Source organism: Pigmentiphaga sp., assembly GCF_033795525.1.
Classification (GTDB): Bacteria; Pseudomonadota; Gammaproteobacteria; order Burkholderiales; family Burkholderiaceae_B; genus Pigmentiphaga.
Genome location: NZ_JARYGM010000001.1, coordinates 877,221 through 893,614, shown reverse-complemented (window position 1 = coordinate 893,614; position 16,394 = coordinate 877,221). Strand labels below are relative to the sequence as shown.

Sequence of the window (16,394 nt, the reverse complement as noted above, 5' to 3'; positions counted from 1 at the left end):
CTGGGCGGGGTGCGACGGGTGGATTGACGCCCGATAACAACTGATGTTATCTTTTATAGTTCAGTTTTCCCCCTAGCTGCGTGTTTTCCCCGGATCGTAGCACCTTCCCTTGGGACTGGTTGCACGTGGGTGGCAGCTAAGCGTGGGTGGCGAGAGCCAGTCCAAGTCTCAAGGTGAAACCCCAAGGTGAAACCCAGGGAAGGGTTGAAGCCCGGAGAAGGGTGAAAGCCGACACGGCGAAACTGAGTTTCCAGGCGGTGCGGGCAATTGTAGGGCTCTTGAAGCAAAGGGCGCCTGCAGCTGGCCAGTATCGCAGTTCTTTGCACCTAAGAGGTCATCCCATGTACGCGGTCATAAAAACCGGCGGAAAGCAGTATCGTGTTGCCGCTGGCGAAAAACTCAAGATAGAACAGATACCGGCAGACATTGGGCAAGAAATTACGCTGGACCAGGTCCTGGCAGTAGGTGAAGGCGATCAGCTCAAGATCGGCGCGCCCCTTCTGTCCGGTGCCGTGGTTACGGCCAAGGTTCTTGCACACGGTCGCCACGACAAGGTCCGCATCTTCAAGATGCGTCGGCGCAAGCACTACCAGAAGCGCCAGGGCCACCGTCAGAACTACACCGAAATCCAGATCGGCACGATTTCCGCCTGATCGGAAGCCGGCGGACGCCGGCTGTCGGAACGTAGGCAAGAATCGGTAACGAACAAGCAGGAGTGCAAACATGGCACAGAAAAAGGGCGGCGGCTCCACACGGAACGGCCGCGATTCCGAAGCGAAACGCCTGGGCGTCAAGGCCTTCGGCGGTGAAGTGATCCCGGCTGGCTCGATCATCGTGCGCCAGCGTGGTACCCGTTTCCATCCCGGCGTCAACGTCGGCGTGGGCAAGGACCATACGTTGTTCGCGCTGGTCGACGGCCGCGTGCAGTTCGGTGTGAAAGGCGCGCTGCGCAAGCACGTCGTCTCCATCGAACCCGTTTGAGGACTCCCCGGCGCGCGCATGCGCGCTAGGTGGACCCGCCGCGGGCGATGGCATCGCCCGCGCGACCGAATTCGAAGTGGTGCCCGAAGGGCAGTGCCGCTGCGCCACAGGCGTGGGGGCTTTTTTTTTATGATGGCGCTAGCATTAAGGCTGGCACGATCGGTTCATTAATAGTTTTGGAACCCCGCCGCCGCCCGGTCCAGGGTGCGATGGATCCGGCTTGGCCGGTCCACCCGTACCGCCCTGCGGGGTGCGCAGCGCGTAGGGGGGAACATGAAATTCGTCGACGAAGCCACCATTGAGGTCATCGCCGGTAAAGGCGGCAATGGCGTGGCGAGCTTTCGCCGCGAAAAATTCATTCCTTTCGGTGGTCCCGATGGTGGAGACGGTGGCCGGGGCGGCAGTATCTATGCCGTGGCCGACCGCAACATCAACACGCTGATCGATTACCGGTACGCCCGCCTCCATCGCGCGCAGAATGGCGAGCAGGGCAGCGGCTCCGACCGCTATGGCGCGGGCGGCCGCGACATCACGCTGCGCATGCCCGTGGGCACCATGATCTACGACGCGGAGACCAACGAGCTGCTGTTCGATCTCGCGACCCATGGGCAAAAGGTGGTGCTGGCCGCAGGCGGGGCCGGCGGCCTGGGCAATCTGCATTTCAAGTCCAGTACCAATCGCGCCCCGCGCCAGTTCACGCCGGGCCGTCCCGGCGAGCAACGCAAGCTGCGGCTGGAGCTGAAGGTGCTGGCCGACGTGGGCCTGCTCGGCATGCCCAACGCGGGCAAGTCCACGCTCATTCGCAAGCTGTCCAATGCCCGTCCCAAGGTAGCGGATTATCCGTTCACCACCCTGCATCCCAATCTCGGCGTGGTCCGTACCGATGCCGAGCGCAGCTTCGTCATTGCCGACATTCCCGGCCTGATCGAAGGCGCGTCCGAAGGCGCCGGGCTGGGCCACCAGTTCCTGCGCCACCTGTCGCGTACGCGCCTACTGCTGCACTTGGTCGATGTGGCGCCTATGGATCCTTCCGTCGACCCGGTGCACGACGCCCGTGCCATCGTCGAAGAGTTGCGCCGCTACGATCCCGCGCTGTACGAGAAGCCTCGCTGGCTGGTATTGAACAAGATGGACATGGTCGACGACCCGCAGGGCCTGAAAGAAGCGTTCTGCCTCGAACTGGGCTGGGACGGGCCGGTGTTCTGCATTTCCGCCTTGGCGGGCGAAGGTACCCAGGAGCTGGCCTGGGCGGTGCAGAACTGGCTGGATGAGCAGCGCGAGATCGAGCAAGGCTTTGCCGACGACCCGCGCTTTGCCGCTGCCGCGCCGGCCGCCGAGTCCCCGGCCACCGGTCGCCGCCCGGCACGGCGGTCGCCGCCCGCCGACGGCGGCGATGCCGAGTCGCCAACGCCCGACGACGCGCCCGGCACGGCTGACGGCGATGCCGGTGGCGATGGCGACGGGGGCGACTGACTCGCGCGGCCCTGCCTTCTTACCGATTCACTTTACTTCTTCGCTTCACGGCGTTCGATGACTACCCCATCCGTGATCGCCGCTGCCCGGCGGCTTGTGGTCAAAGTTGGTTCCTCGCTGGTGACGGACGAGGGACGAGGCCTGGACCGGCGCGCCCTGACGCGCTGGGCTGCGCAGATCGCCCATTTGCGGGCGCTCGGCAAAGAAGTCGTGCTGGTGTCCAGCGGCGCCATTGCCGAAGGCATGTTGCGTCTGGGCTGGGAAAAGCGTCCTACGCTGGTGCCCGAATTGCAGGCGGCCGCGGCGGTCGGCCAGATGGGCCTGGCCCAGGCCTACGAAAGCGTCTTCGCGCAGCATGCCTTGCATACCGCGCAAATCCTGCTGACGCACGATGACCTCTCGAATCGCCGCCGTTATCTCAACGCGCGTTCGACCTTGTTCGCGCTGCTGCGCCTGGGCGTGGTGCCTATCATCAACGAGAACGACACCGTCGTCACCGACGAGATCAAATTCGGCGACAACGACACGCTGGGCGCGCTCGTCACCAACCTGATCGAAGCCGATGCGCTCGTCATCCTGACCGACCAGGCGGGACTGTTTTCCGCCGACCCGCGCAAGCATCCCGACGCCACGCTGGTCGCGCATGCGCAAGCCGGCGATCCTGCGCTGGAAGCCATGGCGGGCGGCGCGGGCAGCAGCCTGGGCAAAGGCGGCATGCTGACCAAGATCCTGGCCGCCAAGCGTGCCGCGGGCAGCGGTGCGCATACGGTCATCGCTTCGGGCCGCGAGCCCGATGTGCTGATACGGCTGGCCGGCGGCACTTGCATCGGCACCGAATTGCGTGCCTCACTGCCCCTGCTTTCGGCGCGCAAGCAATGGATTGCCGACCACCTGCAATTACGCGGCCGCGTCACCGTCGACGAAGGGGCGGCCCTCGCGCTGACACGCGACCGCAAGAGCCTGCTGCCCATCGGCGTCATCGCGGTGGAAGGGGAGTTCGACCGCGGCGACGTCGTGGCCTGCGTCGATGCGTCCGGCAAGGAGCTCGCGCGCGGACTCATCAACTACTCGTCAGGCGCGACCCGGCGCATCATGCGCCAGCCGTCGAGCCAGATCGAAGCCTTGCTGGGAAGCATGGAAGAGCCCGAGCTCATGCATCGGGACAACATGGTCATCCGATAGCGTGTTTTCCTGTCTTGCGACGCCGCAGGCGGCGCGGGCAGACGCCGACCGGCATGCGCAGGGGCGCTCCGTGCGCTGCCAGGCGCTCCCCTTGGGAGGTTCTTGGCAGCTGCTCATACTTCCTCTTGCCAAACTTTTTCTGCGTATCGCCAAGACCGGATCGGCGGGGGCCCTCTAGACTCGGACGTCGTCGGCTCCCGTTACGCATGCGTGAATGAAAGACCTGATCGAGCAGTGTCGCCAACATGGCGAAGTGGTGGATGTCCATGCCGAGGTGTCTCCCGAGTTCGAGGCGGCCGCCATCGTCGCCGAGGTGCAGGCAGCAGGCAACCAGGTCGTGGTTTTTCATCGGATCTCGGGCTTCGACATGCAGGTCGTCGCGAACCTTTACGGCGATCGCGCCCGGCTGCGCCGCATGCTGCGGGTGCCGGACGGCATGCCCGCCTGTGCGGCGCTGGACCGGTACATCGCCGAATGCCAGTCGCCGTCGCTGACGTCGACGTGCCCGGCGGGCGAGGAGGCCGGCACCTGGCAGGAAACCACGCTGAGCGCGCTGCCCGTGCTGACCCACCACGAAGAGGACGCCGGCGCCTACATCACGACGGGTATCGTGATCGTGCGGGATCCGGATAGCGGCGTGCACAATCTGTCGTTCCATCGCGGCCTGCGCGTATCGGACAAGGAATTGCGGATAAGCATCGGCCCGCGCCACGACCTGGGGCGCATGCAGGCCCGGGCCGAGGCACGGGGCCAGGCGCTGGAAGTCGCCATGCTGGTCGGCGTGTCGGGGCCGCTGTTTCTCGCGGCCTGCACGTCCATCCCCGAGGGAGCCGATGAACTGGCCCTGGCGTCGTGCATCGCCGGCCGGCCGATCGCCATGCGCCCCAGCGGCATCGCGGGCCTGGCTGTTCCCGCTGAAACCCAGATCGTCATCGAAGGGCGCATCCTGCCGGGCGAGCGCCGGCCGGAAGCCCCGTTCGGCGAGTGGATGGGCTACTACATGCCGGAGAAGCAATCGCACGTGTTCGAGGTCACGCGAGTGGAGCGGCGGACCGATGCCTGCTTCCATGCTCTGCTGTGCGGGTCCAACGATGACTTGCGCCCGCTCGAGCTGTCCACCGCCGCGCGTATCTACAAGACCTTGTCGGCGCAGTTTCCCGGCGTGCTGGATGTGGTCTGCCATCCCAATATGTTGTGCACCGTGATCCAGCTGCGCCCGGAATACGAAGGGCAGGCCCGCCAGGTGTTGATGGCGGCCGTCGCGGCGCATTTCTTCTACAGCAAGATGTGCATCGTGGTCGACGACGACGTCGACCCGGCCAATATGGACGACGTCATGTGGGCGTTCCTGACACGCGCCCGGCCGGACCAGCGTGCCACGGTCCTTCAAGACCTGCCCGGCTTCTACCGTGATCCCCACAAAGATCATTGGGGCCGCTTGATCCTGGATGCCACCAAGCCCTGGGGGCGCGAGCAGGAGTTCCGCCGCGTGCGGATACCGGGGCGTGAACAGGTGCGTCTGCATGAACTGCTGGATGTTCCACCGATAGAGAGGAAAGAGTGATGCTGCGTTTCCTGGCGATGTGTTTGACTGGCATGGCGGGCTTGATCGGCATGGCGCCCGTCCATGCCGACGATTACCCGGCGCGGCCGATCCGGGTCGTGCTGCCGTTCCCAGCCAGCAGCGGCCTCGATAATGCGGCCCGGATGCTGATGCAGAAGGTGGGCGAGGCGCAGGGCTGGAAGTTCGTCATCGAGAACAAACCGGGCGCCAATGGCTTCATCGCCGCGCAGGAGGCCAGGCAGGCTGCGCCCGACGGCTACACGCTGTTTTTCACGGGCAACACCACCCATGGCGCCAATTCGGCCCTGTTCAAGACGCTGCCTTACGACCCCATCGGGGATTTCGAGCCCATCACCCGTGTCGGCGTATTTCCGCTGGTGCTGATGGCCAAGCCACAGCTGGGCGTGGAGAGCGTGGCGGCATTGACGGAGCTGGCGCGCCGGCGCCCGGGCGAGCTGACTTTCGCGGCGGGTAGCGCCGGCCCTCGCGTGGCGGCGGAGAATTACCGGCATGCCGCAAGCGTGGACGCGCGCTACATCCCCTACAAGAGCAGTCCGCAGGCCTTGACCGATTTGATCGGCGGGCATGTCGACTTCATGTTCCTCGACACCGTGGCGTCCATCCCCATGATCCAGGCGGGGCGCATCAAGGGACTGGCGGTGACCTCGCTGCGGCGCCTGGATAGCCTGCCCGGCGTGCCCACCATGGCCGAGTCCGGCTTCCCCGGTTTCGAACAGCTCAACTGGGCCGGCGTGTTCGCGCCGCGTGGCGTGCCCCAGCCTGTGGTCGATACCTTGTACCGCGCTATTTCGCGTTATGTGGCCTCGGACGAGTGGAAGCAGTACGTGGCGCGTCTCGGCGGCTATGCCGACGTGCTGACCCCCGCGCAGACGGCGGCCTGGGTGGAACGCGAAGTTCGCGGCTACCGCGAGACGCTGAAGCGGGCGGGCGTCGAGCCTGAGTGATTTCAGCGGCTTCATGCGATACAGTCTGCCGCATGAAGCATGGCGAACCTCCTTCCCGGGCGCAAGCCGGGCGTTTCCGTACCGCGCTGGCTGGCCCTGACAGCCGGCTGGTCGACGCATTCGATGCCCTGCGGACCGATCCGCGCACCTTCGGCGACCCCTTGTCCGCCGAGGGTGCGTATGGCGCCCATGTAGCGGTCCCCGACGCCAGCTGGGAGATGCTGCGCTTGGGCCGCAGCATTTTTCTGGTGTTGTCCGATTGCGTGTATGGGCGCCCGACCTCGGAAACCGTGCTGCCGGAGGACTTCGTCGAACTGCATTTCACGCTGGACGGCAATTCTTCCGTCCATAGCGATAATTTTTCCGATCAAGTCGGCAATCTGGACCTGGTGATCTGCATCGTGGGTCCCGACGCTGCCTACCGCGTCGACATGCCGCCCGGTCCGCGCAAGGCCGTGGCGGTGTTCGTCAAGCGGGATTTCTTCGCCGGGCTGCTCGATTCTCCCGCCGCGGCCGTGGCGGACGTCCGGCGGGAAATCGCCTCGGTGGGGCGGGGCGAGGTCTATTTTCGCCGTATCGCCTCCAGTCCTCCGCAAATCGAACTCCTGACCCGCTTGCTGGCCAATCCCTACCAAGGGCATCGGCGGCTGCACTACGCGCATGCCAAGACGCTGGAGCTGCTGTGCCTGACGGTGGACCTATGGGCCGCCCATTGCCGGGCGCGCGAGGACCGCGCCGTGCTTCATCCGCGCGACGTCCAGCGGCTGCAGGCGGCCCGGCAGCTGCTGCTGGACGACCTGACCCAGGTGTACACCATCGAAAAACTCGCGCGAGCCGTGGGGACCAACACCGCCAAGATCAAATCCGGTTTCCGGGTGTTGTTCGGCTGCACCGTTTTCGAGTTCGTGCTTAGGGCACGCATGGCCGCCGCCCTGGACATGCTGAGCAGCGGCGACCTGCCTGTTGCCGCCGTGGCCGAGGCGGTAGGGTATCGTCACGCATCGAGCTTTGCCACGGCCTTTCAGCAATACTACGGCGTAGCGCCCCGGGAGGTGCGGCGCCTGAGGGGGATCCGGCGCATTTAGCGGCACCCGGTTTTGGGTTAAGGTGCTGGCACCGGATCGAAAGAGGGAGTACGCATGCGCTATATCCTCTCGCTGGACCAGGGCACCACCAGTTCGCGCGCCCTGCTGGTCGACCACGGCGGCCAGATCGTAGCCGTTGCCCAGAAGGAATTCCCGCAATTGTTTCCCCGTCCAGGCTGGGTCGAGCACGACCCGGAAGAGATCTGGCAATCGCAGCTGGCCGTGGCGCGCGCCTGCCTGGCCCGGGCGCCTACCTCGCTGGCCGGCAACGGCTATTCACGGGCGCCCGCGATCGCCATAGGCATTACCAACCAGCGCGAAACCACGGTGCTATGGGATCGCATCACCGGCAGGCCGGTGGCCAACGCCATCGTCTGGCAGGATCGGCGTACCGCCGAACGCTGCGACCAGTTACGTGCGGAAGGCAAGGAGGGGCTGATCCAGCGCAAGACGGGCCTGGTTCTGGATGCCTATTTTTCCGCGACCAAGCTGCAATGGCTGCTCGACAATGTGCCGGGCGCCCGGCAGCGGGCGCGCAATGGCGAACTGGCTTTCGGGACGGTGGACGCCTGGCTGATCTGGAAGCTGACCAACGGTCGGGTGCATGCCACCGACGCCAGCAACGCTTCCCGCACGCTGCTGTTCGACGTGCATCGCATGGCGTGGGACGACGAATTGCTCGACCTCTTCGACATTCCGGCCAGCGTGCTGCCGGCCGTCGTGCCTTCGTGCGCCATCCTGGGCGAGACCGAGCCCGAGTTGTTCGGCGCACCCGTGCCCATCGCCGGGGTCGCGGGCGACCAGCAGGCCGCGACCTTCGGCCAGGCCTGCTTTGCCCCCGGCATGGTCAAGAACACCTACGGCACCGGCTGCTTCATGCTGATGAATACCGGCACCATTCCCATCCCGAGTCATAACAAGCTGGTGACCACGGTCGGCTGGCAGGGCCCGTCCACGGCCGATCCTGCCACCCGCACCGCCTATTGCCTGGAGGCATCGGTATTCATGGCGGGCGCTACCATACAGTGGCTGCGCGACGGCCTGAAGATCATTTCGAGCGCCCCGGAGATCGAGCCCCTGGCGGCCAGCGTGCCGGATGCGGGCGATGTCTACCTGGTGCCGGCCTTCACGGGCCTGGGCGCTCCCGACTGGGATGCCTATGCGCGCGGCGCATTGATCGGACTTACCCGTGGCACTACGCGCGCGCACATTGCCCGTGCCGCGCTGGAGTCGATCGCGTTGCAGGCGACCGATGCGTTGACCGCGATGATGGGCGACTCCAGCCTGGCCATCCGCGAACTGCGGGTGGACGGAGGCGCATGTGCGAACGATCTCCTGATGCAGATGCAGGCCGACTTCCTCGGCGTGCCCGTGGTCCGGCCGCGCATTACCGAGACCACGGCGCTGGGCGCGGCCTATCTGGCCGGGCTGGCCACGGAGTTCTGGGCCGATGGTGCCGAAATCGCCGCGCAATGGGACGTGGACCGGCGCTTCGAGCCCTCCATGACGGAGACGGCCAGGCGGGCCAAAGTCGAGCGCTGGCGCGAGGCCGTGGCGCGTTCACGCGGGTGGGCGCGCCATTGAGCGCCTCGGCCCGGCCCTTGCGTACCGACCGGGCGGCGCTGCTTGCACGCCTGGCCGAGCCGCAGTGCTACGACGTGGCCGTGATCGGCGGCGGCGCCACGGGGCTGGGCATTGCGCTGGATGCCGCGACGCGCGGGCTGCGCGTCGTACTGGTCGAGGCGCACGACTTCGCCAAGGGAACGTCGTCGCGCGCGACCAAGCTCGTGCACGGCGGGGTGCGCTATCTCGCCCAGGGCAATCTTCCGCTGGTACGCGAGGCCTTGCGCGAGCGCCACATCCTGCTGCGCAACGCGCAGCACCTGGCGCAGCCGCTGCCGTTCGTGGTGCCGGCCTATCGGCTTTGGGAAAAACCCTTCTATGGCACCGGTCTGGTCGTCTATGAGGCCCTGGCCGGCAAGGCCGGGCTGGGTCACACGCGCTGGCTGGACCCGCGCGAGACGCTGGCACGGCAGCCGGCGCTGCGGCCGGAAGGGCTGCGGGGAGGCGTCGAATACTGGGACGGCCAATTCGACGATGCACGGCTGGCCATCGCGCTGGCCCGCACGGCGGCGAGCGCAGGGGCGCTGCTGCTCAACTATTGTGCCGCCGTCGCGATCGTGAGGGAGGGCGGCAAGGTCGCCGGACTGCAATGCGAAGACGCCGAGACCGGCGTGCGCTACCCGGTGCGTGCGCGCTGCGTCATCAACGCCGCGGGCATCTGGGTCGATGCCGTCCGCGACCTGGGCCGCGAGGTGCCAGGCAGCAGCGCGACGCTGACCCTGAGCCAAGGCGCGCACATTGTGGTGTCACGCGATTTCCTGCCCGGCGACCGCGCGGTGCTGGTCCCCCGCACCGGAGACGGGCGTGTGCTGTTCGCCCTGCCATGGATGGGCGCGACCTTGATCGGCACCACCGACACGCCGCGTTCCCGCCAGGAACTCGAGCCGCGTCCCCTGTCGGCCGAAGTGGCGTTCCTGCTGGGCGAAGCGGCTCGCTACCTGTCGCGCCCGCCGGCCGAGCGCGACATTCTCAGTGCCTGGGCGGGGCTGCGGCCGCTGGTGCGGCCCGTGGCCAGGATCAGCACCAAAAACGTCAACCGCGAACATGTGGTGCGCATCGATGCGGACGGGTTGGTTACCGTGGCGGGCGGCAAGTGGACCACCTACCGGGCCATGGCCGAGGATGCGCTGGATGCCTGCGCCCATGCCGGCCTGCTCAAGCCGCCGAGTCCGTGCTCGACGGCCGCATACCCGCTGGTCGGCGCGGCGCCGGGCCTGCACCGCATCGCCGGAGTCCCCGGCATGGGCCTCTATGGCTCCGAGCAGGACGAGGTGCTGGCCTTGCCGGGAGCCGGACGCGAGTTGGGAGGAGGGTTGACCGAGGCCATGGTGCGATTTGCCGCCCGCCATGAGTACGCCCGCACCGTCGAGGACGTGCTGGCGCGGCGTTGGCGGCTGTTGTTCCTCGACGCGGCCCGGGCGCGGACGCTCGCGAAGGAGGTCGGCCGGCTGCTGGAGGCCGAGACAGGACACGATCCCCAGGCCGGCGCCTTCCTGCGGCTGGCTGATGCATATTTGCGTGGAGGAAGCGGCCCCCCTTCCAACGACGCCCCCAGTGAAGTTGGTGTATGCTCACTTCAAGACTGACAATTTGCGTGGAATGCCAACCGGATATTTCACGTCCCGCGGGATTTTGACGGCACTTAATGCCCCTGCCATAATCGGCCGCTAACCCGATCTGGCCGCTCCTCTGCACCTCCCGATAGCTTCCCTCCAGGGAGCGCGTCACACTTGGTAAAACGCGCGGGCTTCAAGCAAAGGTTTGAAGCCCTTTTCTTTTCGTTCGTGGGTTTTACATTTGTATACCACCATGCGGACTAGTCCGGCGATCGGCGCCCCTCGCGCGGCTAGAATGCGTACACATTGGCGGATGCCGCATGACGGCATCATGATAAAACGGTGTTTTAGGTGAATTTTTCAGAAGCGTTAGTTGATATAACGGCAGCTTTTCGTGAACGTTATTTCTGGATTGCTCTCGGATGGCAGGACATACGCACCCGCTACAGGCGGTCGGCGCTGGGGCCGCTGTGGATCACGATCAGCACCGCGGTGACCGTGGCGGCCATGGGGCCGCTGTATGGTGCGCTGTTTGACCGCTCCCCCGGGGAGTTCATTCCCCATTTGGCGCTGGGCCTGATTTTCTGGTCATTCATCGCCGGCAGCATCAACGAATTCTGTGATGCATTTTCCGGCTCTGCCCATTATCTAAAGCAGGTCAAGCTGCCGCTGACTGTTTTCGTTCTTCGGGTCATCTACCGACAATTCATTATCTTGGGACATAACATCCTTATTTACCCCGTGGTAATGATCCTGCTCGGCAAGTCGCTCAACGCCAATCTGTTGCTGCTATTGCCCGGGCTATTGCTGGTTTCGTTCAACCTGTTGTGGGTGGGCTTGGTCGTCGCCATATTCTGCACGCGGTACCGGGACATGCAGCCGGTCGTCAGCAGCGTGATGGCGCTGATGTTCTTCATTACCCCCATTGTTTGGCAGGTCGATCAACTACCGGCCCACCGGGCCCATCTGGCTCATTTGAACCCGCTTACCATCCTGCTTGAACTGATGCGGCAGCCGATACTCGGCGTCGCGCCTCCCGCCATATATTGGGGAGTGGCGCTGGCCGCGGCGGTAGCGGGAAGCATATTGACCATCGCACTGCTGGCCCGTTTCCGGCATCGCGTAACTTATTGGCTGTGACAGTTATGCATATACGCCTGGACAACGTATCCGTTCGGTTTCCCATTTACGACGCCAAGCAGCGTTCCTTCAAGCAGACCATGCTGAATGTCGCGACCGGCGGCCGTATTCTGGAGTCGCGGCGCGGGCCTGCCGAAGTCGAAGCTCTCAAGGACATCAGTCTGGATATCCGCGAGGGTGACCGCGTTGCACTGCTGGGCCATAACGGCTCGGGCAAGACGACGCTGCTCCGTGTGCTGGCCGGGGTATACGCGCCGGTGCAGGGCACTGTATCGATTCAGGGGAAGGTCACCAGCCTGCTAGATTCCATGCTGGGCATGGATGGCGATGCCACCGGTTTTGAGAATATCAAACTGCGCAGCCTTTTTCTCGGTATTAAACCGAACTCGATAAACCGGTTGATTGACGATATTGCCGAGTTCAGCGAGTTGGGTGATTTTCTCAACCTGCCGGTCAGAGCATACTCGAGCGGCATGGTGTTGCGTCTGGCCTTTGCCATATCGACCAGCGTGCAGCCGGAAATCCTGCTGATGGACGAATGGATGAGCGTGGGTGACGAGCGTTTCCGGCAGAAGGCCGCCGAGCGCCTCGAGAGTTTCGTCAACGGCGCGGGCATTCTCGTCATGGCGACGCACGACATGGAGCTGGCCAACCGGATCTGCCGCCAGGTGATCCGCCTCGAGCATGGCCGCATCGTCGAAGCGCCCGTCGAAAACGCCGCCTAAGTTATTTTTGGATATCAGGTCATGAAGAATTTTCTCGTGGTGGGCGCAGGGTTTTCCGGAGCGGTCATTGCCCGGGAACTGGCGGAGGAAGGACACCGGGTGACGGTGATCGACCAGCGTGACCACGTTGCGGGCAACTGCCATTCGGCACGCGATGGCGAAACCGGCGTCATGGTGCACGTCTACGGGCCGCACATTTTCCATACCGACCATGAACGTGTATGGGCATACATCAACCGCTATGGCGAGATGATGCCCTACGTCAACCGAGTGAAGGCCATTTCCAAGGGGCGCGTGTATTCGCTGCCCATCAATCTTCATACGATCAACCAGTTTTTCGGCAAGACGCTGTCGCCCAGCGAGGCGCGCGCTTTCCTGGAGAGCCAGGCGGACCTGTCGATCGAGTCGCCGCAGACTTTCGAAGAACAGGCGCTGCGATTCGTGGGCAGGGCGCTGTATGAAGCCTTTTTCGAAGGGTACACGCGCAAGCAGTGGGGCGTGGCGCCCTCGGAGTTGCCGGCCAGCATCCTGAAGCGGCTGCCGGTGCGTTTCAATTACGACGACAATTATTTCGCGCACCGCTTTCAGGGCATGCCCAAGGACGGCTATACGCGCATTGTCGAAGCCATTCTCGATCATCCGGGCATCGAAGTCCGCCTGGGCACCCGCTACGATGCAGCCATGCGCCAGCAGGCCGATCACGTTTTCTGGACCGGCCCGCTCGATGCCTGGTTCGGGTTCGACGTGGGGCGCCTGGGATATCGCACGCTGGATTTCGAGACGGTGCGGTGCGATGGAGATCTCCAGGGAACCGCGGTCATCAACTATTGCGATGCCGACGTGCCCTATACCCGTATCTCCGAGCACAAGTATTTCGCGCCCTGGGAACAGCACGAGAAAAGCCTCGCCTACCGCGAATACAGCCGGCTGTGCGGCGAAAACGATATTCCCTATTACCCTATCCGCCTGGTCAAGGACAAGGCGCTGCTGCAGCAGTACGTGGACCGGGCGCGCGCCGAGCAGGGCGTAACCTTCGTCGGCCGGCTGGCCACCTACCGCTACCTCGACATGGACGTCACCATCAAAGAGGCGCTCGAGGTTGCTGATTCCGCCAAGGCGGTACTGCAGAACGGCGGCAAGCTGCAGGCTTTCTACGTCGACCCCGTGGGCTGATCGATGCGTGTCTGCGCGGTAGTCGTTACCTACAACCGCAAGGCGCTGCTATTCCGCTGCCTGGAGGCGTTGCGCGCGCAGAGCCGCCGTCCCGACCGAATCGTCGTGGTGGATAACGCCAGTACCGATGGTACGGCGCAGGCACTGGAAACTGCCGGCATGCTGGCGCAGCCGGGGTTCGAACTGATCACCCTGCCTCGCAACGAAGGCGGGGCAGGGGGCTTCCACCGCGGCATGGCGGCGGCGCTCCAGTCGGATTGCGACTATGCCTGGCTCATGGACGACGACGGTTATCCGGCCGGCGATTGCCTGGAAACCCTATTGCGGGAGGGCGGGAAACTGGATCTCTGGGGCCCGGTGGTACTGGACGATGCCCGGCCTGAGCAGTTGTGCTTTCCGCTGCGCATCCCCGGTACGGCGCGCATCCTCAGGACCCGGCAGGCCGTGCAAGAAGCCAGTCCCCGGGGCTTGCTGCCGGACGTGGTCATGCCCTTCAACGGCGTACTGGTCAGCCGTGAGCTGGCCGGCCGGATCGGCCTGCCTCGCAAGGAATTCTTCATCTGGGGCGACGATATCGAATACGTGCTGCGCGCGGCCAAGGCCGGGGCGCGCATCGCCACCGTCAGCGGCGCCGGCTTCTTTCATCCCCGCCAGGACGACCTGGGCGCGCCGATGTTCTTCGGCCTGATGCACTTCAACAATACCGGCTCGCCGCTCAAGCACTACTGCCTGTGCCGCAACAATACCGTCAACCTGTTGACCTACCGGGGGCCGGCCAGCGCCTTGGCGTTTGCGGCCAAGACCCTCTGGTTCTATACGTTCTCCCGGCCCAGCCTGGAGCGGCTGCGTCTGAGCCTGCGGGCGCTGGCCGATGGCTGGCGGGGCGACTTCTCCGGCCACCGGCGTTTTATCGAGTAAGCCATGGCCACCATCGCCGTCGTCATCGTTACGCATAACCGCTGCGAGCTGCTGGGGCGCTGCCTGGATGGCCTGGCGCGGCAAACGCTGCGGCCCGAGGCCGTGTACGTCATCGACAATGCATCGACCGATGCGACCGCCGAGCTGCTGGCGGCTCGGACCGATCTGCCGTTGCGGGTCACGCGCAGCCCCGAGAACCTGGGCGGGGCGGGCGGTTTCTCGCTCGGCATGGAACTGGCGCACGAAGGCGGCTGGGACTGGATCTGGCTGATGGACGACGACGTGGTGCCGGAACCCGACTGCGCCGAGGCGCTAGTGGCGCAAGGGGACCCCGCCATGATCGCCGTACGCCAAGGTACCGATGGGGAGCTGGTCGAGCGTTCCGCCCTGCGCTTCGACTTGCGCAATCCGCTGGTGTTGCGCAGCAAGCGGCGCTCCGTTGCCCAGGCCTACGGGGAGCGCCAGCGCATGCCGCCCGTCGTCTACGTCGAGAACGTGGCCTTCGAGGGATTCATGGTGCATAGGTCCGTGGTGGATGCCGTGGGCTATCCCGATGCCCGCTACTTCATTTTCTACGACGACGTCGATTATGCGCTGCGCATACGCCGCGCCGGCTATAGGATTTCCGCGGTGCGCGATGCCGTCATGGTCCGCCAGCTCGACTTCGTCCAGCAGCACGCCCTCGACTCCTGGAAAGGCTTCTACATGTTCCGCAACTTCTTCGTCGTGCAGTTCAAGTATGGCGAGAACGCGCTGGTCCGGTTCAAGCCCTATTTCATTACCGCGGCGCTGGTCGCGTGGAGCTTTTTCGGCGGAGGCGGGCGTGCCCGCCGGTCCATGCTTTTCTCGGCCTTGCGGTCGGCTCGCCGTTTCGATCAGTCGCCCACAGGGCCGGCTCCGCAATCCGAGCAGTTTGCTCGATAGGTTTGGTGCTGCATTTTTCCTGGAACCCCTATGACGACTTCCATACTCATTACCGGCGGCGCAGGCTACATCGGGTCGCATACCTTGCTGGAATTCCTCGCGGCCGGCTATCGCCCCATCGTGGTCGACAACTTCGGCAACAGCTCCCCCGAGGTCCTGCGACGCGTGGAGAAGCTGGCGGGTGCGCCGGTGCGCTGGCATGAAGGCGACATCCGCGATGCGCAACTGCTCGATTCGCTGTTCGAGCAAGCCCGGCGTGACGGGGCGCCGGTCGACTGCGTGGTCCACTTTGCCGGGCTCAAGGCGGTGGGCGACTCGGTCGCCGAGCCGCTCGAGTACTACGACAACAACGTGCATGGCAGCATCGTCCTGCTCAAGGCGATGGACCGCGCGCAGGTCAAGCGCATCGTCTTCAGCTCGTCCGCCACGGTCTATGGGGAACCGGTTTCCCTGCCTTACACCGAAAGCCACCGGCTCGCGCCGGCCAATCCCTACGGACAGACCAAGGCCATGGTCGAAACCATCCTGGCCGACTGGTGCCAGGCAGGCGCCGGCAGGACGGCGGTCAACCTGCGCTATTTCAACCCGATCGGCGCGCACCCGAGCGGCACGATAGGCGAGGCGCCACGGGGCCGGCCCAATAACCTTTTCCCCTACATCACCCAGGTGGCCGTCGGCAAGCGCGAGAAGCTGTCGATATTCGGCCGCGACTATCCGACGGTGGACGGCACAGGCGTGCGCGACTACCTGCATGTGTCCGACCTGGCCGTAGGGCATGTGAAGGCGGTCGAATACGCGCAGGCCACGCCGGGGTGGGTAGCCTTCAATCTCGGGACCGGGCGCGGCACCAGCGTGCTTGAACTGGTGCACACCTTCGAAGCCGTTACCGGCAAGAAGGTGCCCTACGAGTTCCTGGATCGCCGGCCGGGCGACCTGGCGGGGATGTGGGCCGACCCGAGCGCGGCCAACGAGAAGCTGGGATGGCGGGCCACCCGCACTGTCGAGGATATGTGCCGGGATGGTTGGTGCTGGCAGTCGGGCAATCCCGACGGCTATGTCTGAGTGCGAAAAATTCCGTTCCGAGA

At 64.9% G+C, this 16,394-nt stretch carries 15 protein-coding genes; all 15 read left to right on the top strand.

Annotated elements, in window-relative coordinates; all coding sequences use genetic code 11:
* The first annotated feature begins 341 nt into the window (after window positions 1-341).
* The 15 genes from rplU to galE all read left to right on the top strand — a co-directional run bounded on the left by rplU (window position 342) and on the right by galE (window position 16,371).
* Window positions 342-653: a 50S ribosomal protein L21 gene (rplU, locus tag QHC78_RS04230; RefSeq protein WP_087841668.1), complete on the top strand. Its 312-nt coding sequence runs from the start codon at window positions 342-344 to the stop codon at window positions 651-653.
* Window positions 654-723: 70 nt separating this feature from the next.
* Window positions 724-981, top strand: a complete 258-nt coding sequence (gene rpmA, locus QHC78_RS04225) for a 50S ribosomal protein L27 (protein WP_319742607.1) — start codon at window positions 724-726, stop codon at window positions 979-981.
* 273 nt (window positions 982-1,254) lie between these two features.
* Complete coding sequence (gene obgE / locus QHC78_RS04220) at window positions 1,255-2,454, top strand: GTPase ObgE (RefSeq protein WP_413816405.1); 1,200 nt, start codon at window positions 1,255-1,257, stop codon at window positions 2,452-2,454.
* A 57-nt stretch (window positions 2,455-2,511) separates the two neighbouring features.
* On the top strand, window positions 2,512-3,636 hold the full coding sequence (proB, locus tag QHC78_RS04215; RefSeq protein ID WP_319742606.1) for a glutamate 5-kinase: 1,125 nt from the start codon (window positions 2,512-2,514) through the stop codon (window positions 3,634-3,636).
* Window positions 3,637-3,850: 214 nt separating this feature from the next.
* Entirely contained in the window at window positions 3,851-5,200 is a 1,350-nt protein-coding gene (locus QHC78_RS04210) for a UbiD family decarboxylase (RefSeq protein ID WP_319742605.1), read from the top strand.
* A complete protein-coding gene (locus tag QHC78_RS04205) occupies window positions 5,200-6,165 on the top strand; it encodes a Bug family tripartite tricarboxylate transporter substrate binding protein (RefSeq protein ID WP_319742604.1) in 966 nt (321 codons plus the stop codon). Before QHC78_RS04210 ends, QHC78_RS04205 begins: the two co-directional genes overlap by 1 nt.
* 32 nt (window positions 6,166-6,197) lie before the next feature.
* The gene (locus QHC78_RS04200) at window positions 6,198-7,250 is read left to right on the top strand and encodes a helix-turn-helix transcriptional regulator (RefSeq protein ID WP_319742603.1); all 1,053 of its coding nucleotides are present in this window, start codon (window positions 6,198-6,200) and stop codon (window positions 7,248-7,250) included.
* 54 nt (window positions 7,251-7,304) lie between these two features.
* Window positions 7,305-8,834 (top strand): glycerol kinase GlpK, encoded by a 1,530-nt coding sequence (gene glpK / locus QHC78_RS04195; RefSeq protein WP_319742602.1) that lies wholly within the window; start codon window positions 7,305-7,307, stop codon window positions 8,832-8,834.
* Complete coding sequence (locus tag QHC78_RS04190; RefSeq protein ID WP_319742601.1) at window positions 8,831-10,459, top strand: glycerol-3-phosphate dehydrogenase/oxidase; 1,629 nt, start codon at window positions 8,831-8,833, stop codon at window positions 10,457-10,459. The genes glpK and QHC78_RS04190 overlap by 4 nt, the downstream gene beginning before the upstream one ends.
* Before the next feature lie 321 nt (window positions 10,460-10,780).
* Complete coding sequence (locus QHC78_RS04185; protein ID WP_319742600.1) at window positions 10,781-11,569, top strand: ABC transporter permease; 789 nt, start codon at window positions 10,781-10,783, stop codon at window positions 11,567-11,569.
* Window positions 11,570-11,574: 5 nt separating this feature from the next.
* Complete coding sequence (locus tag QHC78_RS04180; protein WP_319742599.1) at window positions 11,575-12,294, top strand: ABC transporter ATP-binding protein; 720 nt, start codon at window positions 11,575-11,577, stop codon at window positions 12,292-12,294.
* A 21-nt stretch (window positions 12,295-12,315) separates the two neighbouring features.
* Complete coding sequence (gene glf, locus QHC78_RS04175) at window positions 12,316-13,467, top strand: UDP-galactopyranose mutase (protein WP_319742598.1); 1,152 nt, start codon at window positions 12,316-12,318, stop codon at window positions 13,465-13,467.
* 3 nt (window positions 13,468-13,470) lie between these two features.
* Window positions 13,471-14,385, top strand: coding sequence for a glycosyltransferase family 2 protein (locus QHC78_RS04170; protein ID WP_319742597.1), 915 nt, complete (start codon window positions 13,471-13,473; stop codon window positions 14,383-14,385).
* Between the two features lie 3 nt (window positions 14,386-14,388).
* A complete protein-coding gene (locus QHC78_RS04165) occupies window positions 14,389-15,309 on the top strand; it encodes a glycosyltransferase family 2 protein (protein ID WP_319742596.1) in 921 nt (306 codons plus the stop codon).
* 30 nt (window positions 15,310-15,339) lie between these two features.
* Window positions 15,340-16,371: a UDP-glucose 4-epimerase GalE gene (gene galE, locus QHC78_RS04160; protein WP_319742595.1), complete on the top strand. Its 1,032-nt coding sequence runs from the start codon at window positions 15,340-15,342 to the stop codon at window positions 16,369-16,371.
* Window positions 16,372-16,394 lie beyond the last annotated feature (23 nt).

Coding starts and splice junctions, on each gene's coding strand:
- QHC78_RS04180 (WP_319742599.1), top strand. CDS start 11,575: ATGCATATACGCCTGGACAACGTATCCGTTCGGTTTCCCATTTACGAC.
- QHC78_RS04170 (WP_319742597.1), top strand. CDS start 13,471: ATGCGTGTCTGCGCGGTAGTCGTTACCTACAACCGCAAGGCGCTGCTA.
- QHC78_RS04205 (WP_319742604.1), top strand. CDS start 5,200: ATGCTGCGTTTCCTGGCGATGTGTTTGACTGGCATGGCGGGCTTGATC.
- proB (WP_319742606.1), top strand. CDS start 2,512: ATGACTACCCCATCCGTGATCGCCGCTGCCCGGCGGCTTGTGGTCAAA.
- QHC78_RS04165 (WP_319742596.1), top strand. CDS start 14,389: ATGGCCACCATCGCCGTCGTCATCGTTACGCATAACCGCTGCGAGCTG.
- galE (WP_319742595.1), top strand. CDS start 15,340: ATGACGACTTCCATACTCATTACCGGCGGCGCAGGCTACATCGGGTCG.
- rplU (WP_087841668.1), top strand. CDS start 342: ATGTACGCGGTCATAAAAACCGGCGGAAAGCAGTATCGTGTTGCCGCT.
- QHC78_RS04210 (WP_319742605.1), top strand. CDS start 3,851: ATGAAAGACCTGATCGAGCAGTGTCGCCAACATGGCGAAGTGGTGGAT.
- QHC78_RS04200 (WP_319742603.1), top strand. CDS start 6,198: ATGAAGCATGGCGAACCTCCTTCCCGGGCGCAAGCCGGGCGTTTCCGT.
- obgE (WP_413816405.1), top strand. CDS start 1,255: ATGAAATTCGTCGACGAAGCCACCATTGAGGTCATCGCCGGTAAAGGC.
- rpmA (WP_319742607.1), top strand. CDS start 724: ATGGCACAGAAAAAGGGCGGCGGCTCCACACGGAACGGCCGCGATTCC.
- glf (WP_319742598.1), top strand. CDS start 12,316: ATGAAGAATTTTCTCGTGGTGGGCGCAGGGTTTTCCGGAGCGGTCATT.
- glpK (WP_319742602.1), top strand. CDS start 7,305: ATGCGCTATATCCTCTCGCTGGACCAGGGCACCACCAGTTCGCGCGCC.